Origin of the sequence: Lelliottia amnigena, from assembly GCF_019047465.1 — a bacterium.
Classification (GTDB): domain Bacteria; phylum Pseudomonadota; class Gammaproteobacteria; order Enterobacterales; family Enterobacteriaceae; genus Enterobacter; species Enterobacter amnigenus.
Map to the genome: position 1 here is coordinate 2,413,866 of NZ_CP077236.1, position 23,368 is coordinate 2,437,233.

Genomic DNA, 23,368 nt, shown 5'->3' on the forward strand with positions numbered 1-23,368 from the left:
ACCGATCGCAAGTCTTTTGTCAGTACAAGGGGGATGGAGTTTATTCGGCAAGAAGCTCAGGGCTTATAAGGATATTGTTGCGCCCTTGGTGTTTGGCTTCGTACAGCGCTTTATCCGCTTTGCCGAGCGCACCTTCGATATCTTCGCCCTCAAAAATAGCGATACCGATACTGATAGTGACATTGGTTGCCACGCTCTCGTTAAACATGTGCGGGATCTTGAGGTCGTACACTTTCTGGCGAATACGTTCCGCGGTCTGGCGTGCCTGATCGAGGGTAACGCTGGTTAACAGCACCATAAATTCTTCACCGCCAAAGCGCGCAACAATATCTCGCGAACGAACGGCATCACGAATGGCGGCGGAAACCCGAATCAGCGCCTGATCGCCCATCATATGGCCATAGTGATCGTTGTAGGCCTTGAAATGATCAATATCCAGCAGCAGGACGAAATGCTCTCCCTGCTCCAGCGTCGGAAGATTTTCCAGGCGGTTATGCAACCCACGTCGATTATACAAACCTGTCAGCGGGTCCATCATACTCAGGTCGTTCAGCGTTTCACGCTCCTCAAGGAGCCGATACAACAGCTGTTGTGCAAAGCGGTCGTTACGTTTTTGAATAACGTGATGGATGGCAATCCCAACCATCGGGAGAGCGAGAGAGTAAATGACCCGCAGCCAGTGTTCATGCTGGCTAAACCACATGCAAACGACAAAAGTCGGCAGCGAATGGAGCGTAAATGCTTTTATATCACTCGCGAAGGCCAGAGAGCCAATAAATAGAACGCTTAATAAGCCCAATAAAAGAAAGGTAAAAGGATCTTCCGTGACCAGCGTAAATTTATAGGCAATATGCCATGCCCATATTCCACCAAAGGTCAGGGAAATCACTGAAATATTGATCTTCCTGGTTTTATTTCTCCAATGCCAGATAAGCAATGCCACACTGAGCGTAAAAATTAACACGACAGGGAGCGTGAGCATACGCACGTTGTACAGCGGGTTCAGCAGAGTAAAAAGTGCTGAAACGGCGTTCAGGAATAAAAATAAACGTAACGATAACTGATATTTCTTGTGGCGTAATGAGCGCCAGGATTGTGATGTCATGTCGGTATGTTTTTATTAATTCTTAATTAAATCAAAATAATGGCAGCCGATTTGAATGTAAAACTGAGAAATAATCAGGGACTTAATAATCAGGAAATAGTTACGTGTAGTTAACAGGTGTGCAATTTATCACCTTCCTCATTTCCTGTCATTACAGGAAAGGTAAAGGTGATGAGATTGTTGCGACATAGACTGACAAATGCGAAAACCTATCATATGATATTGGTTATCATTATCGTGTTGAGAGGGCAAACCATGTTGAGTAAAGCGCTGGGAAGTGGATGGGGTGTGTTGCTGCCGGGTCTACTGATTGCTGGACTGACCTTTGCCGATCTCTCACTGGACGTCTGGAAAATGATTATTGTCTCGGGCTTACTGATCACGTCAGCAATGATTTGGCATAAGCAATTACGCCACTTTGTGCTGTTGCCGTCATGTGTCGCGCTGATTGGTGCAATGCTGGTAATAACGATGAGTTTAAAATGATTGAGAAAGCAGAGAGAAATCAGGAAGGAGATAAGATAAGTGGTGCGAAGAGGGGGACTTGAACCCCCACGTCCGTAAGAACACTAACACCTGAAGCTAGCGCGTCTACCAATTCCGCCACCTTCGCACTGTTATCTTATTTTTGATATTGCCTCGTTGGTGCGAGGGGGGGGACTTGAACCCCCACGTCCGTAAGAACACTAACACCTGAAGCTAGCGCGTCTACCAATTCCGCCACCGTCGCCCGGTGAGAACAATATCTACATGGTTTTTGGTGCGAGGGGGGGGACTTGAACCCCCACGTCCGTAAAGACACTAACACCTGAAGCTAGCGCGTCTACCAATTCCGCCACCGTCGCATACCATCAATACTTAAAAAGTATTGCAACCACGGAGGCGCATTCTAGATGTTTTCAGCTTTTCGTCAATAGAAAATTGTGTAGGGTGTTTTATTTGCTGCAAAAATGGACATTTACGTCGCCCGGCAGACGTTACGCTACCGGGCTGATGGCGATTACTTTTTCGCCTGACGCGTCATGACGGTACGGTAAACCTTAAACCGACCGGTCTGCGCCAACACTTCGTGGAAGCCGAAAATCTCATCCAGAAGCTTAGGATAAGGCAGGAAGGCGTTTGCAACGATACGCAGTTCACCGCCGCTGCCAAGGTGGCGGACGGCACCACGAATCAACGTCTGTGCGGCTTCAAGGCTAGTCTCCATACCATCGTGGAACGGTGGGTTAGAGATGATGATATCAAAGCGGCCAGTGACTTCAGAGAATACGTTGCTGGCGAAAACGTCACCTTCCAGCCCGTTAGCGGCGAGGGTCGCGCGGCTCGCTTCAACAGCAGGGGCACTTACATCGCTTAAGGTTAAGCGGACTTTCGGTGAATGACTTGCCAGCACGGCGGAGAGCACACCAGCGCCACAGCCCACATCCAGCACTTTCCCTTTGGTGTGTGGCGTGAAAGTGGAAAGCAGCAGTTGACTGCCCACGTCCAGACCGTCACGGCTGAATACGCCTGGGAGGGTTTTGATCGTCAGACCATCGAGCTGATACTCGCCCCAGTATTTTTCCGCATCAAAGGTCGGCTGTTTATCCAGGCGACCGTGGTACAGACCACAGCGACGCGCGCTGTCAATTTTGTTCAGCGTCGCGTATTCCGCCAGCATAGGCTCTGCGCTACGCACGCCGCTGCGGTTTTCACCCACGACAAAAATATCGCAGCCCACCGGCAGCATAGAAAGCAGGTTCATCAGCTGGAACTGAGCTTCTGGCTTGTTCTTCGGCCAGTAGTAAATCAGGGTGTCACAGTCGGCGACATCGCTTTGCTCTGCCACCAGGCTGAAGCGTACGCGGTCTTCCATCTGACGGCTCAAAAGCTGCCAGTGGTGGAATTGCTGAGTATGGGCGCGGCTCGCGGCACACTCAAAACGGCCAGGCAGGTCATCCTGCATATCTCCGGCAAAAAGAATACGGCTTTGTTCGAAATCATCACTGTGGCGCAGCAAGACTTCACTTGCCGGGGTAAATGCAGACATGAATTGTTCCTCAATAAACTATGGCGGCGAGTATAGTTGGTTGATGGCGCAGATACGACATATTTGCTATATTTGCGCGCCTGACAGACAGGAGTTTTCTCTATGACATCCCGACGAGACTGGCAGTTACAGCAACTGGGTATTACCCAGTGGGCCCTGCGTCGCCCGACGGCGTTGCAGGGCGAAATTGCTATCTCAATTCCTGCACATGTTCGTCTGGTTATGGTGGCAGAGGCGTTGCCTGCATTGAATGAAACGCTGATCAATGATGTGCTGCGCACCCTGAAGGTGAGCCATGATCAGGTGTTGCAGCTCACGCCCGATCGTGTCGCCATGTTACCCGCCGAAAGCCACTGTAATTTCTGGCAGTTAGGCGTTGAAGATGTCCTTACGCTTCGTGGCGGCAGACTCTCTTCGCCAGCCCTGGAAGAACTAAAAGCAAACCCAGCAGCGCGAAGCGCTCTATGGCAACAAATCTGCGAATATGAACACGATTTCTTCCCTCACGACGACTGATCTCGCATCGGCGTTCGCGATTGAAACACGCGCCCACGCTTTCCCGTGGAGCGAAAAAACCTTTGCCAGCAATCAGGGCGAGCGTTATCTCAATTTCCGCCTGGATGTTGACGGCGAGATGGCTGCGTTTGCCATTACGCAGGTCGTTCTGGATGAGGCAACGCTGTTTAATATCGCTGTCGATCCGGCATTTCAGCGCCGAGGTTTGGGCAGAGAGCTGCTTGAATTTTTGATTCGCGAGCTGGAAGCGCGAGACGTTTTCACGCTTTGGCTTGAGGTGCGCGCGTCTAACGCCGCCGCCATTGCGCTCTACGAAAGTTTAGGCTTTAACGAGGCGACGATTCGCCGTAATTATTACCCCACTGCAGACGGGCGCGAAGACGCCATCATCATGGCTCTGCCGATTGGATAAAAAAGGTTGTAACGATGAAATGGGACTGGATTTTCTTTGACGCCGACGAAACGCTGTTTACGTTTGATTCGTTTGGTGGTCTACAGCGGATGTTTTTGGATTATAGCGTTACCTTTACCGCTGAGGATTTTCAGGACTATCAGGCGGTGAATAAGCCGCTGTGGGTGGATTACCAGAACGGAACCATCACCGCGTTGCAGCTTCAACATCAGCGTTTTCAAAGCTGGTCGGAACGTTTGAACGTCGATCCCGGCTCGCTCAATGAGGCCTTTCTTAATGCAATGGCAGAGATCTGTGCGCCGCTGCCGGGTGCCGTGTCGTTGCTGAATGCGCTGAAAGGCAAAGCGAAGCTGGGGATCATCACCAACGGTTTTACGGCCTTGCAGCAGATCCGCCTTGAGCGCACCGGTCTGCGCGATCATTTTGATGCATTAGTTATTTCCGAGCAGGTAGGCGTACCCAAACCGGATCCGCGCATTTTTGATTATGCGCTGGAACAAGCGGGTCATCCCGATCGTGAACGCGTGCTGATGGTGGGCGATACCGCTGAGTCAGATATTCTGGGCGGCATGAAGTCTGGTCTTGCGACTGTCTGGCTTAATGCGCACAGCCGCGCCCTACCAGACGGCATTCATCCGACCTGGACCGTCACATCATTGAACGAACTGGAGCAACTCCTGTGTAAACAATGATTGCCTGCCCCCCGTTGATGGGTAAAATAGCCGCAATTTCGTATTCCATGATGCGTGGCCAGCTGCCGCGCTTAAATAAGAAGATTCAATTATGACGTTGTCCCCTTATCTGCAAGAGGTGGCGAAGCGCCGTACTTTTGCCATTATCTCTCACCCGGATGCCGGTAAAACGACCATCACCGAAAAGGTGCTTTTATTCGGACAGGCGATTCAAACTGCCGGTACGGTAAAAGGCCGTGGTTCAAGCCAGCACGCGAAATCGGACTGGATGGAGATGGAAAAGCAGCGTGGTATTTCGATCACCACGTCCGTGATGCAGTTTCCGTATCACGACTGCCTGGTGAACCTGCTGGACACCCCGGGCCACGAAGACTTCTCTGAAGATACCTACCGTACCTTGACGGCGGTTGACTGCTGTTTGATGGTGATCGACGCCGCAAAAGGTGTAGAAGATCGTACCCGTAAGCTGATGGAAGTCACCCGTCTGCGCGACACGCCGATCCTCACGTTTATGAACAAACTTGACCGTGACATCCGTGACCCGATGGAAGTGATGGACGAAGTAGAGCGTGAGCTGAAAATCGCCTGCGCACCTATCACCTGGCCGATTGGCTGCGGCAAGCTGTTTAAGGGCGTTTACCACCTCTATAAAGACGAAGTGTATCTCTACCAGACCGGTAAAGGTCACACCATTCAGGAAGTCCGCATCGTAAAAGGTTTGGATAATCCTGAACTGGAAACGGCCGTCGGCGAAGAGCTGGCGGTGCAGCTGCGCGATGAGCTGGAGCTAGTGAAAGGCGCGTCGCACGAATTTGACCACGAGCTATTCCTGGCCGGTGAAATCACGCCTGTCTTCTTTGGTACTGCGCTGGGTAACTTCGGCGTTGACCATATGCTCGACGGTTTGATCGAGTGGGCACCGCAGCCGATGCCGCGTAAAACCGACACCCGTCTGGTTGAAGCTGCTGAAGAGAAGTTCACCGGTTTTGTCTTTAAGATTCAGGCCAACATGGACCCGAAACACCGCGACCGCGTGGCGTTCCTGCGTGTGGTCTCAGGCAAGTACGAAAAAGGCATGAAGCTGCGCCAGGTGCGTATCGGCAAAGACGTGGTTATCTCCGACGCGTTGACCTTCATGGCCGGTGACCGTTCTCATGTTGAAGAGGCCTATCCGGGCGACATCATTGGTCTGCATAACCACGGCACCATCCAGATCGGCGATACGTTCACCCAGGGCGAAATGATGAAGTTTACGGGTATCCCGAACTTCGCCCCGGAACTGTTCCGCCGTATTCGCCTGCGCGATCCGCTCAAGCAAAAACAGCTGCTGAAAGGTCTGGTTCAGCTCTCCGAAGAGGGTGCGGTGCAAGTCTTCCGTCCTATTTCGAACAACGATCTCATCGTGGGCGCTGTGGGTGTGCTTCAGTTTGACGTGGTCGTTGCACGTCTGAAAAGCGAGTACAACGTTGAGGCGATTTACGAATCGGTGAACGTTGCCACCGCACGCTGGGTTGAATGTTCTGACGTGAAAAAATTCGAAGAATTTAAGCGTAAGAATGAAATCCAGCTGGCACTGGATGGTGGTGATAACCTCACCTACATCGCGCCGACCATGGTTAACCTGAACCTCACTCAGGAGCGTTACCCGGACGTTCAGTTCCGTAAAACGCGCGAGCACTAATCCCATCTCAGAGCGCGGCGATCGCCGCGCTCTTCTTAATTCCCTGCTTTATTAATCCCTTGCGGAATTTTCTTAATTCATCGCATTTTCATCTCTATCGCTCATTATTTCGCCGTTTCTGAAAGCAGCCCTCAAATTGTGATCTATATTTAACTCAGTGTTTAGCACCGGGCGCGGATGAAAGCTCTGTTCAATGCGTGTTGATAAGTCTCTCATCCCGACCGTGTGTTTAATCGCAAAATTAATAACTAGTTCAAGGGATGTTTGACGCTCAAATTACGAGCAAACTACAGGAATACATCGATGAATATGACAAGACTGAAGATTTCTAAAACTTTGCTGGCAGTCACTTTGGGTAGCATCCTGGTAAGCGGTTCTGCACTGGCAGAAACCACCGCCACGGACAAAGCGCAATCCACCGCTGATTCCGCAGGGCAAAAAATCGATAGCTCTATGAATAAAGTCGGTAATTTCATGGATGACAGCTCTATCACAGCAAAAGTGAAAGCCGCTCTGGTGGATGATGAAAACATCAAGAGCACCGACATCTCCGTGAAAACGGATAAAAAAGTGGTCACGTTAAGTGGCTTTGTCGAAAGCCAGGCGCAAGCTGAACAAGCGGTCACCGTGGCGAAAGGCGTTGAGGGTGTCACCTCAGTCAGCGATAAACTGCACGTTCGTGATGCCAAAGATCAGTCAGTGAAAGGCTATGCAGGCGATACGGCAACCACTAGCGAAATCAAAGCTAAACTATTAGCAGATGACATCGTGCCGTCACGTAAAGTGAAAGTGGAAACCACCGATGGAGTGGTGCAGCTCTCCGGTACGGTTGATTCACAGGCGCAGGTTGAGCGTGCCGAAACTATCGCTAAAGCCGTTGATGGCGTGAAAAGCGTTAAAAACGATCTGAAAGCGAAATAAAAACGACATTTGGCTGAACGCTGGTGGGCGTCCTGAGCGCCCACATTAAGCGGCCGATATTAACTATGGTAAAGGAGAGTTCTATGTTTCGTTGGGGCATCATATTTCTGGTTATCGCGTTAATTGCCGCCGCTCTGGGCTTTGGTGGTTTGGCGGGTACAGCAGCTGGCGCGGCAAAAATTGTCTTCGTCGTCGGTATTATCCTGTTCCTGGTCAGCCTGTTTACTGGACGTCGTCGTCCCTAGCTGAGCGCAACAAGCCCGTCGATACGCGAAGCGACATCGACACTCACATCCAAAGCCAGTCCTTGTGACTGGCTTTTTCTGGTTTGAGTAAGGGGTATAGAATGCGCTACTGTGTCCTTACGATAAAAATCAGAACAGGAATGCAGCAGTGGGGCAGAGAATTCCCGTTACGCTTGGCAATATTGCGCCGTTAGCGTTAAAACCCTTTCGTCCCGGTCAGCTCGCGATAGTGTGTGAAGGCGGTGGGCAGCGGGGCATCTTCACAGCTGGCGTGCTGGATGAGTTCATGCGCGCGCAATTTAACCCGTTCGATCAATTTTTCGGGACGTCCGCCGGCGCGCAGAATCTTTCCGCCTACGTCTGCAACCAGCCTGGTTACGCCCGCAAAGTGATCATGCGCTACACCACTTCACGCGATTTTTTTAATCCGATTCGCTTTGTCCGCGGCGGCAACCTTATCGATCTCGACTGGCTGTTAGATGCCACTTCCAGCAAGATGCCGCTGGCGATGGATACTGCTGCGCGCCTGTTCGATACGGGCAAAGAGTTTTGGATGTGCGCCAGCCGGGGCGACGACTACACGCCGGGCTATTTCTCGCCGCAAAAGGAGAACTGGCTGGATATTATTCGTGCCTCCAGCGCGATTCCCGGCTTTTACCGTACTGCCGCGGCGCTGGATGGTATTCAGTATCTTGATGGCGGGATCAGCGATGCGGTCCCGGTTCAGGAAGCCGCTCGTCGCGGCGCGAAAACGATCGTCGTGATCCGCACCGTGCCGTCGCAGATGTACTACACCCCGCAGTGGTTTAAACGGATGGAGCGCTGGCTGGGCGACAGCAGCCTGCAGTCGCTGGTGAACATTGCGCATCAGCATGAATCCAGTTACAGCGCGATGCAGCGTTTTATCGAGAAACCGCCCGGCAAGCTGCGGATTTTTGAGATCTATCCGCCAAAACCGCTCCTGAGTATGGCGCTGGGAAGCCGTCTGCCATCCCTTCGCGATGATTACAAAACAGGGCGACTTTGCGGGCGCTATTTCCTGGCAACGGTCGGGAAAATGCTGGCTGAGCAATCCCCGATACGGCGCCATAAACGGATCATCACGCCGCCAACGTTAGTGGTTCCGCCTGCTGCTGTCGCGAATGATGTTGTGGCAACGCCGCTGATTGACGCTCCACATGCTAACGACACCACTTTCGATAACGAGGATCTGGCGTGACTTTCCGCTTTGTTGATACCCATTGCCACTTTGATTTTCCACCGTTTACCGGTGATGAAGCGCAAAGTATTCAGCAAGCAGCGGGCGCAGGTGTTCAGGCGATAATCGTCCCGGCGATCGAAGCTGCACATTTCGATCGGGTACTCGATCTGGCCAGAATGCACACAGCGCTGTACGCCGCGTTGGGTCTGCATCCGATTGTGATCGAAAAGCATCTGGACGCACACATTGATGTGCTTGACGACAAACTGCGATCCGGGAGCGAGAAACTGGTGGCGATAGGGGAGATCGGCCTGGATCTGTACCGTGAGGATCCGCAGTTCGAACGCCAGCAGACGATCCTGGATGCCCAGCTGAAACTGGCCAAACGGCATGATTTACCGGTGATTCTGCATTCGCGACGCACCCACGATAAGCTGGCGATGCACCTCAAACGCCACGATCTCCCGCGAACCGGCGTGGTGCATGGGTTTGCCGGAAGCCTTCAGCAGGCACAGCGTTTTATTGCGCTGGGTTATAAAATCGGTGTGGGCGGGACGATCACCTATCCGCGCGCCAGTAAAACCCGCGATGTGATGACGCAATTGCCGCTTTCATCGTTGCTTCTGGAAACTGACGCGCCGGATATGCCCCTCAATGGTTTTCAGGGAGAACCTAACCGTCCGGAGCAGGCCGCGCGCGTCTTTACGACATTATGCGAGCTCCGCAACGAGCCAGCAGACGTTATCGCTGATGCGCTGTTACGCAATACTCACGATCTCTTTGGGATCACTCTATAAATAGAGCGCTGGGCGGATCACCGTGATCCGATGCTTTTCTAATGCCAGCGCCAGCGGTTCCACATCGTCCGCCGTGGCGCTACGCCACGATGCCGCTTCGCCATACACGCCGTGTGCATGAAACGCGTTGATTCGCACCGGGACAGAACCCAGCGATCGGATAAAGGCCGTCAAAGCACCCAGATGTTCCAGATAATCACAACGATCGGGGATTACCAGCAGGCGTAGCTCGGCTAATCGCTGGTGTTGAGCCAGCCAGCGGAGGCTGTGTTTGATCTGCGGATTCTCGCGCCCGGTCAGAAAACGATGATGCTCATTGTTCCAGGCTTTCAGATCCAGCATCGCGCCATCAAAAACCGGAAGCAGTTTTTGCCAGCCGGTTTCACTCAGTAAGCCGTTGCTGTCGACCAGACAGGTGAGATGCTTCAGCGAGGCGTCGGCTTTGACGGCGCTAAACAGCGCCACCAAAAACGGCAGTTGAGTCGTCGCTTCCCCGCCGCTGACGGTGATCCCTTCGATAAAGGGCGCCACTTTACGGATTTGCCCCATCACGTCCTCAACGCTTAAGCGCTGCGCCATGGGCGTGGCCTGCTGCGGACACACGTGCAAACAGGTATCACATTTCTGACAGTCGCTCTCCTGCCACCAGACCCGTCCGGCCTGAATGTTCAGCGCATCGTGCGGGCAATGGAGGACGCAGTCACCGCAGTCATTGCAGCGGCCTATCGTCCACGGGTTGTGGCAGGTTTTGCAGCGCAGGTTGCAGCCCTGCAGGAACAGAGCCAGGCGGCTGCCCGGCCCATCCACGCAGGAGAAGGGAATAACCTGACTAACTAAAGCGCATCTGCTGTTCATGGCTTATCACGCGTGGCTGACGTTCAAGGATACGGGTATTGCGCGCAGCCTCTTCGCCAAGCCAGGTGGTATTGGTGCGTGAACCTTCGGCGCGATATTTTTCCAGATCCGACAGACGCACCATATAGCCCGTGACGCGCACCAGATCGTTTCCGGCAACGTTAGCGGTGAACTCGCGCATTCCGGCATTAAACGCGCCGAGACACAGCTGAACAACCGCCTGCGGGTTACGTTTGATGGTTTCGTCCAGCGTCAAAATATCGCTGATCCCGGAAGGATAGTGTTTATGATGCGGCGCGACGGCGAGCAAATGGCTGATCGGATCGGGCTCATCGCCGTACGGCAATCGTGCCCCCGGCGTGGTGCCGGAATCAGAGCTGATGCCAGACTGGGCGTGCAGCATGGCGCGCTGCTTCCAGCCATGTTTTACCAGCGTATTCTCAACAAAGTGGGCGAGCTGTTCGCTGATGCGATAGCCCAGCGCATTGGCTTGCTCATCTTTCCCGTAACGGCCAGGGTGGCCCGATTTCTCACACAGCACATTTACCGCTTCTGCCAGACCGTACATGCCAAACATCGGCACAAAACGATCGGCATCAATCAGCCCCTCTTTCACCAGGAAGCTATTCTCAAAGAAGCCGGATTGCTGATACAGGAAATCACAGCGGGTATCGATGATGGCGATCTGCTGCTGGCAGTAATGCGGCAGCGTGCGGTCGAAGAAATCCTCTGCGGACTCGCTGTGTTCGGCGATGGCCTTCAGATTCAGACGTACCAGGGTGCTGCCACCGCCAGCCAACGGCAGCGAGTTGTAGCAACTCACGACGCCAAAACGACCTTTTGTGAAAATTCTATCATTCATCGGGCCATTAGAAATATGCGGTTTACTGCACTCACAAATATTTTTAGCGACTTCAAGTAGCAGATCGTCGGGCGTAATTTTCGGGTCATAAATAAAGGTGAAATTCGGCGCGACCTGCTTCAGTTCTGCATCTGCGCATAAAATGGCGCGTGCCACAGGCGAATCTTCCGGGCCGATATTGGCATGCATAAAGGCGTCAGGCAGCGTTCTGTCCAGGTAACGCCAGAAACGTTTTATTCTGCTTTCGATTTCCTCTTGTGTTAGAATTCTAACATAAGGTTGTAGCAGCGCATCGAGATGGCCCAGAAACACCGGCATCGATGTGACGGAAGGAACATGGTGATAAAGAATGGTCAGCAGCGAAAGCGCGTCATCAAGATCTTTTGCGCCTTCGAGCTCCAGCCATTCTGACCCGTTCGCCAGAAATTTGGCGTAATCAGGCAGAACGTAGCGCGGTTTGAAAGGCGCATGGCCTTCAAACATATCGCAGATAAACCCGTCGTCCAGCGCTGAACGCGCCGCGGGTGGCAGACCGGGATAGGGCAGATTGTTTTCCGCTTCCAGCGCCAGAAAATGGCGTTTTTGCTCAGGCGTCAGTACCGGGCTTGTCACAATTTGCTGGCAACGTTGTTGCATAGCATCGAGACCAGAGGTGGACATAGTCGCTTCCTTATTATTCTGCGGATGATGGGCCGATTGTAGGAAGTCATTACGCTGAAGCTATTGATCAGAAGCGGGTGATTGCTGCTTTAGTCAGCAGATTCAGGACTGAAATTTGAAGTAGATCTCATTACAGTAATGCAAATTTGTATGCAGTTTTCATTAACTGTGATGAATGTCGAAGTGTGAGTGCGGGTGAATGTTAGAATACTCACATACCCGCAAGGTGAAAAATTATACGGCGATGCCGTTGGAGATTGTTATGACTGATTTAACCGCAAGCAGCCTGCGCGCGTTGAAACTGATGGACCTGACTACCCTGAACGATGACGACACGAATGAGAAAGTGATCGCGCTGTGTCATCAGGCGAAAACGCCAGTGGGCAACACCGCCGCTGTCTGCATTTACCCACGTTTTATCCCCATTGCACGTAAAACGCTGAACGCGCAGGGCACGCCTGAAGTGCGCATCGCGACCGTAACCAACTTCCCACATGGCAATGACGATATCGATATCGCGCTGGCAGAAACACGTGCAGCGATTGCTTACGGTGCGGATGAAGTTGACGTAGTGTTCCCTTACCGTGCGCTGATCGCAGGTAACGAGCAGGTCGGTTTTGATCTGGTGAAAGCCTGTAAAGACGCCTGTGCGGCGGCAAATGTTCTGCTGAAAGTGATCATCGAAACCGGTGAACTGAAAGAAGAAGCGTTGATTCGTAAAGCGTCTGAAATTTCTATCAAAGCCGGTGCAGATTTCATCAAAACGTCCACCGGTAAAGTACCGGTCAACGCCACGCCAGAAAGCGCACGCATCATGATGGAAGTGATTCGCGATATGGGCGTGTCTAAAACCGTTGGCTTTAAACCTGCGGGCGGCGTTCGCACTGCCGAAGACGCGCAGCAGTTCCTGGCGATCGCTGACGATCTGTTCGGCGCAGACTGGGCCGATTCACGCCACTATCGTTTTGGCGCTTCCAGCCTGCTGGCTAGCCTGTTGAAAACGCTGGGTCACGGCGACGGTAAGAGCGCAAGCGGCTACTAATATCACTCCTGCGGCGATAGTGTTTCGCCGCATTTAACCTGATTCCTGGGGGCTACTTTGTTTCTCGCACAAGAAATTATTCGTAAAAAACGTGATGGTCATGCATTAAGCGATGAAGAAATCCGTTTCTTTATCAACGGTATTCGCGACAACACCATCTCAGAAGGGCAAATTGCTGCCCTGGCGATGACCATCTTTTTCCACGATATGTCGATGCCGGAACGTGTATCGCTGACCATGGCGATGCGGGATTCAGGTAGCGTTCTGGACTGGAAAAGCCTCAATCTGAACGGCCCGATCGTGGACAAGCACTCCACGGGGGGCGTAGGCGATGTCACCTCTCTAATGCTTGGCCCAATGGTCGCCGCATGCGGCGGCTACATCCCAATGATCTCCGGGCGCGGCCTCGGTCACACGGGCGGTACGCTCGACAAACTGGAAGCCATTCCGGGCTTCGATATCTTCCCGAACGACACGCGTTTTCGCGAAATTATTAAAGACGTTGGTGTGGCGATTATCGGCCAGACCAGCTCTCTGGCTCCAGCGGACAAGCGTTTTTACGCAACCCGCGACATCACCGCGACGGTTGATTCCATCCCGCTGATTACGGCTTCTATCCTGGCCAAAAAACTGGCCGAAGGGCTGGATGCGTTGGTGATGGACGTGAAAGTGGGCAGCGGTGCATTTATGCCGACATTTGAACTCTCTGCGGCACTGGCTGAAGCGATTGTTGGCGTTTCCAACGGCGCGGGTGTGCGCACCACGGCATTGCTGACGGACATGAATCAGGTGCTGGCGTCGAGTGCCGGTAACGCGGTTGAAGTCCGCGAGGCGGTGCAGTTCCTGACGGGCGAATACCGTAACCCGCGTCTGTTCGACGTCACCATGGCGCTGTGCGTTGAAATGCTGATTTCCGGCAAGCTGGCCAAAGACGACACCGAAGCGCGTGCCAAATTGCAAGCCGTGCTGGATAACGGTAAAGCGGCAGAGATCTTTGGCCGTATGGTGGCGGCGCAAAAAGGCCCGAACGATTTCGTTGAGAACTATGCGAAGTATCTGCCAACCGCCATGCTCAGCAAAGCGGTGTATGCCGATACAGAAGGCTTTGTCAGCGCAATGGATACCCGTGCGCTCGGCATGGCAGTGGTCTCGATGGGCGGCGGTCGTCGTCAGGCGTCGGACACTATTGATTACAGCGTTGGCTTTACTGATATGGCGCGTCTGGGCGACAGCGTTGACGGGCAGCGTCCGCTAGCCGTTATCCATGCGAAAGACGAAAACAGCTGGCAGGAATCGGCGAAAGCGGTGAAAGCGGCCATTACGCTTGATGACAAAGCGCCAGAAAGCACACCAACGGTCTATCGTCGTATCACCGATTAGTCGTATACTGATCTGATCGAATTTTTATGAAGCACTGAGTACGGAGAATATGATGAAACGTGCATTTATTATGGTGCTGGACTCATTCGGCATCGGCGCTACAGAAGATGCGGATCGCTTTGGTGACGTAGGTTCTGACACCATGGGTCACATCGCAGAAGCCTGTGCAAAAGGTGAAGCGGATATCGGCCGTCAAGGCCCGTTGAAATTGCCGAACCTGACGCGTCTGGGTCTGGTGAAAGCGCATGAAGGTTCTACCGGTAAAGTGGCCGCGGGTATGGATGCGAACGCGGAAGTGGTTGGCGCATACGCCTGGGCTCACGAGCTCTCTTCCGGGAAAGATACCCCGTCAGGTCACTGGGAAATCGCTGGCGTGCCGGTGCTGTTTGATTGGGGTTATTTCTCCGATCACGAGAACAGCTTCCCGCAGAAATTGCTGGATAAGCTGGTTGAGCGCGGCAATCTGCCGGGTTACCTCGGTAACTGCCACTCATCAGGTACGGTGATTCTGGATCAGCTCGGCGAAGAACATATGAAAACCGGCAAGCCGATTTTCTATACCTCTGCTGACTCGGTGTTCCAGATTGCCTGTCACGAAGAGACTTTCGGTCTCGATCGCCTGTATGAGCTGTGCGAAATCGCGCGTGAAGAGCTGACCGAAGGCGGCTACAACATTGGCCGCGTTATCGCACGTCCGTTTATCGGCAACAAGCCGGGTGAATTCCAGCGTACTGGTAATCGTCACGATCTGGCCGTTGAACCGCCAGCCGCGACTGTACTGCAGAAACTGGTTGATGAGAAAGATGGCCAGGTGGTTTCCGTGGGTAAAATCGCGGACATCTACGCTAACTGTGGTATCACCAAAAAAGTGAAAGCCACCGGTCTGGATGCGCTGTTTGACGCGACCGTTAAAGAGATGAAAGAAGCGGGTGATAAGACAATCGTTTTCACCAACTTCGTGGACTTCGACTCTTCCTGGGGCCACCGTCGTGATATCGCCGGTTACGCTGCTGGGCTTGAGCTGTTCGACCGCCGTCTGCCTGAGCTGATGGAGCTGGTGGGAGAAGATGACATTCTGATCCTGACCGCTGACCACGGCTGCGACCCAAGCTGGACCGGCACTGACCATACCCGCGAGCACATTCCGGTACTGGTTTACGGCCCAAAAGTGAAACCCGGTTCTCTCGGCCACCGCGAAACCTTCGCCGATATCGGACAGACCATTGCCAGCTACTTCGGCACGTCACCGATGGACTACGGTAAAAACATGCTGTGATGATTTGGGCGGGAGATTCCCGCCCTTCGTACATTTTATTGAAAAGGATAAAACGATGGCTACCCCACATATTAATGCAGAAATGGGCGATTTCGCGGATGTAGTGCTGATGCCTGGCGATCCGCTGCGCGCTAAGCACATTGCTGAAACTTTCCTCGAAGACGTACGCGAAGTGAATAACGTGCGTGGCATGCTGGGCTTCACCGGAACGTACAAAGGCCGCAAAATCTCCGTAATGGGTCACGGCATGGGTATCCCGTCTTGCTCCATTTACACCAAAGAGCTGATCACCGATTTCGGCGTGAAGAAAATCATTCGCGTGGGTTCTTGCGGTGCTGTGCGCATGGACGTGAAACTGCGTGACGTGGTTATTGGCATGGGTGCATGCACCGATTCCAAAGTGAACCGTATGCGTTTTAAAGATCACGACTTTGCTGCTATTGCTGACTTCGGTATGGTGCGTAATGCGGTAGACGCAGCAAAAGCACTGGGCGTTGACGCGCGCGTCGGTAACATTTTCTCAGCTGACCTGTTCTACTCCCCGGACGGCGGCGAAATGTTCGACGTGATGGAAAAGTACGGCATCCTGGGCGTGGAAATGGAAGCGGCTGGCATCTACGGTGTTGCGGCTGAGTTTGGTGCAAAAGCGCTGACCATCTGTACCGTATCTGACCACATCCGCACGCATGAGCAGACGTCTGCTGCTGAGCGTCAGACCACCTTCAACGACATGATCAAAATCGCGCTGGAATCCGTTCTGCTGGGCGATAAAGAGTAAACCTCTCTTTCCTCCTCTCCGTGTGTGAGGATAAAGAGTAAGCCTCTCTTTCCTCCTCTCCGTGTGAGAGGATAAAAAGTAAGTCTCTCTTTCCTCCCTCTCCGTGTGTGAGGATAAAGAGTAAGCCTCTCTTTCCTCCTTCTCCGTATGGGAGGATAAAAAGTAAGTCTCTCTTTCCTCCCTCTCCCTGTGGGAGAGGGTTGGGGTGAGGGCATCAGACCGCACGGTTATTTGACCGCGTTAGCAATCCATGCCGACAGTTCTCTCAGCTCCGTTTCCTGCTCCGGGAAATCCACCAACAGCGCATCACACTCCTGTTGCAGCCTATCTGCGCGATACAGACAGCCCTGCAAACGTGCCGCCAGTGCCTCCAGCGGTGCCGGATTCAGGCTATCGGTAAACACCTGCGTACGCGTGATATGGCCTCTCTCAACGTCGAAGTGCAGCTCCACGCCGCCCCAGGTGAATCGCTCGTCCAGTAAATGCGAAAAAGCAGGTGCCTGACCAAAATTCCATTCCCAACTGCTCTGACGGGCAAACGTCTCGGCAAAATTCGGCAGATCGGGCGTGTTATCAGGGGAGATAATTTCGGCCTCCACGCGCTCGCCGTAGTGTTCAAAGAACGCCTCGCGTATGGCATCGCAGATCTGTTCGTGAGTGATGCCCGGCATTAACTCCACCAGATTCGCCACGCGACCCCGCACAGACGTAATCCCCTTAGCCTGTAGCTTTTTCTTATCAGGATTAAGGTAATTGGCCAGACGGCTCAAGTCAGCACTGAGCAACAGCGTCCCGTGATGAAATCCGCGATCTTTGGTTTCGCGATAAGCCGAGCCAGACACTTTTCGATCGCCTTCGCGGGTTTTCACCACCAGATCGTTGCGTCCGGAGGCTTCTGCATTGACGCCGAGTGAGTTCAGGGCTTTCAACACAATGGCCGTGGAGATGGTTTTATCGTACTCCGGTTTTCCGGCCATAAAGGTAAAACAGGTGTTGCCGAGATCGTGGAACACCGCGCCGCCACCGCTGCTACGACGGGCGAGGCGAACGTTATCCTCTTCCATACGTCGCGTATTACACTCTTTCCACGGGTTCTGCGCCCGCCCAATCACCACCGTGTCGGCGTTGCGCCACAGGAATAACACGCGTTGGGTGGCAGGCATCTGGCGGAAAATGCACTCTTCCACCGCGAGATTAAACCAGGGATCGTAAGAGTCAGAGATAAGCAGGCGTAACGTCGTCATGGCAGATTTCCTTTTCCGAATCGTTTGCCTACTTTACCATTAATCTTTCTTCTCGCTCTCTTCCTCTTCCGGCACCGATTTGCTGGCGGTGAGCAGGAACGGCGATTGCTGCCAGCGGGTGCGTTTGCCCTGCAACAGCGTGCGCGTCAGTACCACGCCGATTGCCAGCGAAAGCAGCAGCATCAGGCGCAATATATTGGTGGTGTTATCGACCTGTTTGGCCTCGGTCGCCAGCGTGTGAGTATCCAGCGTCAGGCGTAAATAGCCGAGCGGACCATTTTTGCCCTCAATGGGTTCGACAATTTGTTGGTTAAAATAGCCGCCCGCTTTTTTGCCGTCGAGCGCCAGACGGTCGCGAACATCAACGTGCTCGCCCGTGCGCGCAATCAACGCGCCTTGCTCGTCGTACACGCCTGCATCCAGAATTCGGCTATTTTCCGTAATCTGGCGCAATACCTGGCTGATGCGTTTATCGTCCGGCGTTTCGGTGCGCATCGCGGGCGCGATAGTGATCGTGACCTGGCGTGCCAGCGTTCGGGCCAACTCTTCGAGCTGCGGATTACGCTGTCGCTGGTGATTCTGGCTAAACCAGGACGCCCCTTGCATCAGTGCTACCAGCAGTGCGAGACATGAAAGAACAATCACTGCACGATGAAGCCGGAATTTCAGTTTTGCGCGAGCCATATTCCACCTGCTGAAAATTTACCGCTTAATGTTGCCAGAAGTGATGGTTACAAGGTAGCCTCATGCGTTATTTTCCCCCTGGAACCTTCCGGCGCGAACCAATTTACAGGAGCTTCAATGCCAAACATTACCTGGTGCGACCTGCCTGACGATGTCTCTTTCTGGCCAGGATTGCCGCTTTCTTTAAGTGGCGATGAGGTAATGCCACTGGATTACCATGCTGGCCGTAGCGGCTGGCTGCTGTACGGACGCGGGCTGGATAAGCAACGCCTTACCCAATACCAAACGAAACTCGGTGCCGCGATGGTGATTGTGGCGGCGTGGTGTATCGAAGATTATCAGGTGCTTCGGCTGGCCGGTTCTTTGACGCAGCGCGCAACCCGTCTGGCGCATGACGCCGGGCTGGACGTCGCCCCGCTGGGGAAAATCCCACATCTGAAAACGCCTGGCCTACTGGTGATGGACATGGATTCCACCGCTATTCAGATCGAGTGTATTGACGAGCTCGCTAAATTGGCCGGTAGTGGCGAACTGGTGGCGGAAGTGACCGAGCGTGCGATGCGCGGCGAATTAGATTTTGCCGCCAGCCTGAAGCAGCGCGTCGCCACGTTGAAAGGCGCTGACGCGAATATTCTGCGCCAGGTGCGTGACGAACTGCCGCTGATGCCCGGTCTGACGCAACTGGTGCTCAAGCTCGAAACGCTGGGCTGGAAAGTGGCCATCGCATCGGGTGGATTTACGTTCTTCGCGGATTATCTGCGCGACAAGCTGCGCCTGACGACGGTGGTTGCCAACGAACTGGAGATCATGGACGGGAAACTGACCGGCCAGGTGATCGGCGATATCGTGGATGCGCAGTACAAAGCCAACACGCTGATGCGTCTGGCGGAAAAATACGAAATTCCTGTCGAGCAGACCGTGGCCATTGGCGACGGGGCGAACGATCTGCCAATGATCAAGGTGTCGGGACTTGGCATCGCTTATCATGCCAAGCCTAAAGTGAATGAAAAGACGGAAGTGACTATCCGTCATGCTGATCTGATGGGCGTGTTTTGCATCCTGTCCGGCAGCGTGAATCACAAATAAAGAGGTAAACCATGGCGAAAGCTCCAAAACGCGCATTTGTCTGTAATGAATGTGGTGCGGATTATCCGCGCTGGCAGGGGCAGTGCAGCGCCTGCCAGGCGTGGAATACCATCACTGAAGTGCGTGGTGTGGCCGCTTCGCCAACGGTCGCTCGCAACGAACGCCTGAGCGGCTACGCGGGCAATGCAGGCATTTCTAAAGTTCAGAAACTTTCTGACATTAGCCTGGACGAAGTGCCGCGCTTTTCTACCGGATTCAAAGAGTTTGATCGCGTACTGGGCGGCGGCGTCGTGCCGGGCAGTGCGATTCTGATCGGCGGGAATCCGGGGGCGGGTAAATCCACGCTACTGCTACAAACGCTGTGCAGACTCTCAGAGCAGATGAAAACCCTGTACGTCACGGGCGAAGAGTCCCTGCAGCAGGTGGCGATGCGCGCGCACCGGCTTGGCTTGCCGACCGGTAATCTCAATATGCTCTCGGAAACCAGCATCGAGCAGATCTGCATGATTGCGGAAGAAGAGCATCCAAAGCTGATGGTGATCGACTCCATTCAGGTGATGCACATGGCGGACATCCAGTCCTCGCCGGGGAGCGTGGCCCAGGTGCGTGAAACCGCAGCCTATCTGACGCGCTTTGCCAAAACGCGCGGCGTAGCGATTGTGATGGTCGGCCATGTCACCAAAGACGGCTCGCTGGCTGGCCCGAAAGTGCTTGAGCACTGTATTGACTGTTCCGTGATGCTGGACGGCGATGCCGATTCCCGATTCCGCACGCTGCGCAGCCATAAAAACCGTTTCGGTGCGGTGAATGAGCTGGGGGTATTTGCCATGACCGAACAGGGGCTGCGTGAAGTCAGCAACCCGTCGGCGATTTTCCTGAGCCGCGGTGAAGAAGTCACCTCCGGCAGCTCGGTAATGGTGCTGTGGGAAGGGACGCGTCCGCTGCTGGTCGAGATCCAGGCGTTGGTGGATCAGTCGATGATGGGCAATCCACGCCGCGTCGCGGTGGGTCTGGAGCAAAACCGATTAGCGATTCTGCTGGCGGTGTTGCATCGTCATGGCGGTCTGCAAATGGCGGATCAAGACGTTTTCGTGAACGTCGTCGGCGGTGTGAAAGTCACTGAAACCAGTGCCGATCTGGCGTTGCTGCTGGCAATGGTGTCCAGTCTACGCAACCGACCTTTGCCGCAGGATCTGGTGGTATTTGGTGAAGTCGGGCTGGCCGGGGAAATTCGCCCGGTGCCGAGCGGGCAGGAGCGTATTTCTGAAGCGGCTAAACACGGCTTCCGTCGTGCGATTGTCCCCGCTGCCAATGTGCCGAAAAAAGTGCCGGAAGGGATGAAGGTTTTCCCCGTCAAAAAACTCTCGGATGCACTCAGCGTCTTTGACGACTTATAATTAACCCCGTCATACTTTATTTCCCGGCTGGGTCCGGCCGGGCAAATCCATTTAGCAGGAGGCTCTTGTGTCATCATTTGACTATCTCAAAACCGCGATCCGCCAGAAAGGCTGTACGTTGCAGCAGGTGGCCGAAGCTAGCGGCATGACCAAGGGCTACTTGAGCCAGCTTCTCAATGCAAAAATAAAAAGCCCCAGCGCGCAAAAGCTGGAGGCGCTGCACCGTTTCCTCGGGCTTGAATTCCCGCGGATGCAAAAGAATATCGGCGTGGTGTTCGGCAAGTTTTACCCGCTGCATACCGGGCATATCTATTTGATTCAGCGCGCCTGTAGCCAGGTCGATGAGCTTCATATCATCATGGGTTACGACGACACGCGCGACCGTGCTCTGTTCGAAGACAGCGCGATGTCGCAACAGCCGACCGTTTCCGATCGCCTGCGCTGGCTGCTCCAGACCTTTAAATACCAAAAAAACATTCGCATTCATGCCTTTAACGAAGAGGGCATGGAGCCCTATCCGCACGGCTGGGATGTCTGGAGTAACGGCATCAAAGCGTTTATGGAAGAGAAGGGGATTACGCCAAACTGGATTTACACCTCTGAAGAGTCTGATGCCCCGCAGTTCCGCGAGCATTTGGGCACTGAAACGGTGCTCATCGATCCTAAGCGTACCTTCATGAATATCAGCGGCGGACAGATCCGCGAAAACCCGTTCCGCTACTGGGACTATATTCCGACGGAAGTGAAGCCGTTCTTTGTGCGCACGGTGGCGATTCTGGGTGGGGAATCGAGCGGTAAGTCGACGCTGGTGAACAAGCTCGCCAATATTTTTAACACCACCAGTGCGTGGGAATATGGGCGTGATTACGTTTTTTCGCACCTTGGCGGCGACGAGATGGCGCTCCAGTATTCCGATTACGATAAAATCGCGCTGGGACACGCGCAGTACATTGATTTTGCGGTCAAATACGCCAATAAAGTCGCGTTTGTGGACACTGATTTTGTGACGACTCAAGCGTTTTGTAAAAAGTACGAAGGGCGCGAGCATCCGTTCGTACAAGCGCTGATTGATGAGTACCGCTTTGACCTGGTGATCCTGCTGGAAAACAACACCCCGTGGGTGGCCGATGGGATGCGCAGCCTGGGCAGTTCGGTCGACAGAAAAGAGTTCCAGACCATGCTGGTAGAAATGCTGCACGAAAATAACGTGGAGTTTGTGCATGTGGAAGAGTCAGATTATGACAACCGCTTCCTGCGCTGCGTTGAGCTGGTGAAAGGATTGATGGGCGAGCAGGGGTAAATTTTCCGCTAACCCCAGCCCTCTCCGAATGGGTGAGGGAGAAAGATACCCCGTGCGTTCCCTCTCCTGTTGGGAGAGGGTTAGAGTGAGGGAAAAATCACGCTCAGAACGCCACCACCACTTTCCCGCGCATATGCCCGTCCAGCACTTTGCGGTGCGCTTCCGTGATGCTCTCGACGCTTAAACCGTGCAGCGTTTCGCTGAGCGAACTCTCCACCACGCCGTTATCCACCAGCTTTGCCACCTCATTTAAAATCTCGCCCTGACGCGCCATATCCGCGGTCTGATACATGCTGCGGGTGTACATAAATTCCCAGTGCAGCGCGGCGGATTTTGACTTCAGCGCGTTTTGATCCAGCGGACGATCGTTCTCCACGATGCTGCAAATATGTCCCTGCGGTGCAATCAGATCGCTCACGGCAGCCCAGTGACCGTCGGTATCATTGAGAATGAAAATGTAATCCACGAATTTGATGTCGTGTTTCGCCAGTTCACCCTGGAGATCGCGGTAATTCACCACCAGATCCGCACCGCGATCGTAGCACCACTGCGCGGAATCGTCGCGAGATGCCGTCGCGATCACCTTAACGTTGCTGTTGTGCTTCGCAAACGGGATCGCCAGCGATCCCACACCGCCCGCTCCGCCGATAATCAGGAGCGTCTTGTCCGCACCGGCGTCCTGAATGTTCAGACGTTCAAACAAGCCCTCCCACGCGGTCAGGGCGGTTAACGGCAACGCGGCGGCTGACGCCCAGTCGAGACGGGTTGGTTTATGCCCCACAATTCGTGCGTCGATAAGCTGGTGGCTTGAGTTACTGCCTGGACGGGTGATATCCCCCGCATACCACACTTCGTCGCCGGGCTTGAATTGAGTGACGCCCGTACCGACGGCGTTGACGATCCCACTGGCATCCCATCCCAGTATACGCGGCGCTTTCAGGCCGGTTTTCGCGATACCGGCATGGACTTTTGTATCAACCGGGTTGATGGAGACAGCTTTCACTTCAACCAGAAGATCGTGTTCACCCGGTTGTGGCATGGGTTGCGTGATTTCAAGGAACGTTGAAGGTGCGTTCGGATTCACGGCGATGGCTTTAACTGACATGGTGAGCTCCTCATGAATGACGTTATGTTGAGGCTAGTCTATTCAGCCACCAGACGCGTGATAAGATGGACAATCAAGAACGAAGTGTTCGCTCAGGATG

The 23,368-nt window shown here is 53.7% G+C and carries 23 protein-coding genes and 3 tRNA genes; 16 read left to right on the forward strand and 10 right to left on the reverse strand.

Annotated elements, in window-relative coordinates:
* Positions 1 to 40: 40 nt before the first annotated feature.
* Entirely contained in the window at positions 41 to 1,105 is a 1,065-nt protein-coding gene (locus I6L74_RS11335; RefSeq protein WP_059180210.1) for a GGDEF domain-containing protein, read from the reverse strand.
* Positions 1,106 to 1,321: 216 nt separating this feature from the next.
* On the opposite strand from I6L74_RS11335, the gene I6L74_RS11340 reads away from it, so the two are divergent.
* Positions 1,322 to 1,591: a DUF1435 domain-containing protein gene (locus tag I6L74_RS11340; protein ID WP_059180243.1), complete on the forward strand. Its 270-nt coding sequence runs from the start codon at positions 1,322 to 1,324 to the stop codon at positions 1,589 to 1,591.
* A gap of 40 nt (positions 1,592 to 1,631) precedes the next feature.
* Here I6L74_RS11340 and I6L74_RS11345 read toward each other — a convergent pair.
* From I6L74_RS11345 to rsmC, 4 genes are all read right to left on the reverse strand, one after another.
* Positions 1,632 to 1,718: transfer RNA gene (locus I6L74_RS11345), tRNA-Leu, on the reverse strand.
* 30 nt (positions 1,719 to 1,748) lie between these two features.
* A tRNA-Leu gene (locus tag I6L74_RS11350) sits at positions 1,749 to 1,835 on the reverse strand.
* Positions 1,836 to 1,863: 28 nt separating this feature from the next.
* Positions 1,864 to 1,950, reverse strand: a tRNA-Leu gene (locus I6L74_RS11355).
* 155 nt (positions 1,951 to 2,105) lie between these two features.
* Positions 2,106 to 3,134, reverse strand: a complete 1,029-nt coding sequence (rsmC, locus tag I6L74_RS11360; RefSeq protein ID WP_059180209.1) for a 16S rRNA (guanine(1207)-N(2))-methyltransferase RsmC — start codon at positions 3,132 to 3,134, stop codon at positions 2,106 to 2,108.
* A gap of 102 nt (positions 3,135 to 3,236) precedes the next feature.
* On the opposite strand from rsmC, the gene I6L74_RS11365 reads away from it, so the two are divergent.
* From I6L74_RS11365 to I6L74_RS11400, 8 genes are all read left to right on the forward strand, one after another.
* Positions 3,237 to 3,650 carry a DNA polymerase III subunit psi gene (locus I6L74_RS11365; protein WP_059180208.1) on the forward strand — a complete coding sequence of 138 codons (414 nt, stop codon included), beginning with the start codon at positions 3,237 to 3,239 and terminating at the stop codon, positions 3,648 to 3,650.
* Positions 3,619 to 4,062 (forward strand): ribosomal protein S18-alanine N-acetyltransferase, encoded by a 444-nt coding sequence (gene rimI / locus I6L74_RS11370; protein WP_059180207.1) that lies wholly within the window; start codon positions 3,619 to 3,621, stop codon positions 4,060 to 4,062. Before I6L74_RS11365 ends, rimI begins: the two co-directional genes overlap by 32 nt.
* 14 nt (positions 4,063 to 4,076) lie before the next feature.
* Positions 4,077 to 4,754, forward strand: a complete 678-nt coding sequence (gene yjjG, locus I6L74_RS11375) for a pyrimidine 5'-nucleotidase (protein WP_059180206.1) — start codon at positions 4,077 to 4,079, stop codon at positions 4,752 to 4,754.
* Between the two features lie 91 nt (positions 4,755 to 4,845).
* On the forward strand, positions 4,846 to 6,435 hold the full coding sequence (prfC, locus tag I6L74_RS11380; protein ID WP_059180205.1) for a peptide chain release factor 3: 1,590 nt from the start codon (positions 4,846 to 4,848) through the stop codon (positions 6,433 to 6,435).
* A 303-nt stretch (positions 6,436 to 6,738) separates the two neighbouring features.
* On the forward strand, positions 6,739 to 7,356 hold the full coding sequence (gene osmY / locus I6L74_RS11385; protein WP_059180204.1) for a molecular chaperone OsmY: 618 nt from the start codon (positions 6,739 to 6,741) through the stop codon (positions 7,354 to 7,356).
* An 83-nt stretch (positions 7,357 to 7,439) separates the two neighbouring features.
* Positions 7,440 to 7,601: a DUF1328 domain-containing protein gene (locus tag I6L74_RS11390; RefSeq protein ID WP_002887716.1), complete on the forward strand. Its 162-nt coding sequence runs from the start codon at positions 7,440 to 7,442 to the stop codon at positions 7,599 to 7,601.
* Positions 7,602 to 7,749: 148 nt separating this feature from the next.
* The gene (locus tag I6L74_RS11395; RefSeq protein WP_059180203.1) at positions 7,750 to 8,820 is read left to right on the forward strand and encodes a patatin-like phospholipase family protein; all 1,071 of its coding nucleotides are present in this window, start codon (positions 7,750 to 7,752) and stop codon (positions 8,818 to 8,820) included.
* Positions 8,817 to 9,599 (forward strand): TatD family hydrolase, encoded by a 783-nt coding sequence (locus I6L74_RS11400; protein ID WP_059180202.1) that lies wholly within the window; start codon positions 8,817 to 8,819, stop codon positions 9,597 to 9,599. The genes I6L74_RS11395 and I6L74_RS11400 overlap by 4 nt, the downstream gene beginning before the upstream one ends.
* Here I6L74_RS11400 and I6L74_RS11405 read toward each other — a convergent pair.
* Positions 9,594 to 10,454 carry a YjjW family glycine radical enzyme activase gene (locus tag I6L74_RS11405; protein WP_059180201.1) on the reverse strand — a complete coding sequence of 287 codons (861 nt, stop codon included), beginning with the start codon at positions 10,452 to 10,454 and terminating at the stop codon, positions 9,594 to 9,596. The two genes, I6L74_RS11400 and I6L74_RS11405, sit on opposite strands and share 6 nt — an antisense overlap.
* A complete protein-coding gene (locus I6L74_RS11410) occupies positions 10,429 to 11,976 on the reverse strand; it encodes a YjjI family glycine radical enzyme (RefSeq protein WP_059180200.1) in 1,548 nt (515 codons plus the stop codon). Before I6L74_RS11410 ends, I6L74_RS11405 begins: the two co-directional genes overlap by 26 nt.
* Positions 11,977 to 12,238: 262 nt before the next feature.
* Between I6L74_RS11410 and deoC the strand changes: the two genes are divergently transcribed.
* The 4 genes from deoC to deoD are packed head-to-tail and all read left to right on the forward strand — an operon-like array spanning position 12,239 to position 16,452.
* The gene (deoC, locus tag I6L74_RS11415) at positions 12,239 to 13,018 is read left to right on the forward strand and encodes a deoxyribose-phosphate aldolase (RefSeq protein WP_072241949.1); all 780 of its coding nucleotides are present in this window, start codon (positions 12,239 to 12,241) and stop codon (positions 13,016 to 13,018) included.
* Positions 13,019 to 13,075: 57 nt separating this feature from the next.
* Positions 13,076 to 14,398: a thymidine phosphorylase gene (deoA, locus tag I6L74_RS11420; RefSeq protein WP_072241944.1), complete on the forward strand. Its 1,323-nt coding sequence runs from the start codon at positions 13,076 to 13,078 to the stop codon at positions 14,396 to 14,398.
* Positions 14,399 to 14,450: 52 nt separating this feature from the next.
* Positions 14,451 to 15,674, forward strand: coding sequence for a phosphopentomutase (deoB, locus tag I6L74_RS11425; RefSeq protein ID WP_059180198.1), 1,224 nt, complete (start codon positions 14,451 to 14,453; stop codon positions 15,672 to 15,674).
* 55 nt (positions 15,675 to 15,729) lie between these two features.
* Positions 15,730 to 16,452 (forward strand): purine-nucleoside phosphorylase, encoded by a 723-nt coding sequence (gene deoD / locus I6L74_RS11430; RefSeq protein WP_012015954.1) that lies wholly within the window; start codon positions 15,730 to 15,732, stop codon positions 16,450 to 16,452.
* A gap of 227 nt (positions 16,453 to 16,679) precedes the next feature.
* Here deoD and lplA read toward each other — a convergent pair whose 3' ends face one another.
* Together lplA and I6L74_RS11440 are read right to left on the reverse strand one after the other, a co-directional pair.
* Positions 16,680 to 17,696, reverse strand: a complete 1,017-nt coding sequence (gene lplA / locus I6L74_RS11435; RefSeq protein WP_059180197.1) for a lipoate--protein ligase — start codon at positions 17,694 to 17,696, stop codon at positions 16,680 to 16,682.
* A 39-nt stretch (positions 17,697 to 17,735) separates the two neighbouring features.
* Positions 17,736 to 18,380: a YtjB family periplasmic protein gene (locus I6L74_RS11440; protein ID WP_059180196.1), complete on the reverse strand. Its 645-nt coding sequence runs from the start codon at positions 18,378 to 18,380 to the stop codon at positions 17,736 to 17,738.
* 117 nt (positions 18,381 to 18,497) lie between these two features.
* Here I6L74_RS11440 and serB point away from each other — a divergent pair, with 117 nt between their 5' ends.
* The 3 genes from serB to nadR all read left to right on the forward strand — a co-directional run bounded on the left by serB (position 18,498) and on the right by nadR (position 22,163).
* A complete protein-coding gene (gene serB / locus I6L74_RS11445) occupies positions 18,498 to 19,466 on the forward strand; it encodes a phosphoserine phosphatase (RefSeq protein WP_059180195.1) in 969 nt (322 codons plus the stop codon).
* A gap of 11 nt (positions 19,467 to 19,477) precedes the next feature.
* Entirely contained in the window at positions 19,478 to 20,863 is a 1,386-nt protein-coding gene (radA, locus tag I6L74_RS11450) for a DNA repair protein RadA (RefSeq protein WP_059180194.1), read from the forward strand.
* 67 nt (positions 20,864 to 20,930) lie between these two features.
* Positions 20,931 to 22,163, forward strand: a complete 1,233-nt coding sequence (gene nadR, locus I6L74_RS11455) for a multifunctional transcriptional regulator/nicotinamide-nucleotide adenylyltransferase/ribosylnicotinamide kinase NadR (RefSeq protein WP_059180193.1) — start codon at positions 20,931 to 20,933, stop codon at positions 22,161 to 22,163.
* 103 nt (positions 22,164 to 22,266) lie between these two features.
* Here nadR and I6L74_RS11460 read toward each other — a convergent pair whose 3' ends face one another.
* A complete protein-coding gene (locus I6L74_RS11460; RefSeq protein WP_059180192.1) occupies positions 22,267 to 23,268 on the reverse strand; it encodes a zinc-binding alcohol dehydrogenase family protein in 1,002 nt (333 codons plus the stop codon).
* Positions 23,269 to 23,368 lie beyond the last annotated feature (100 nt).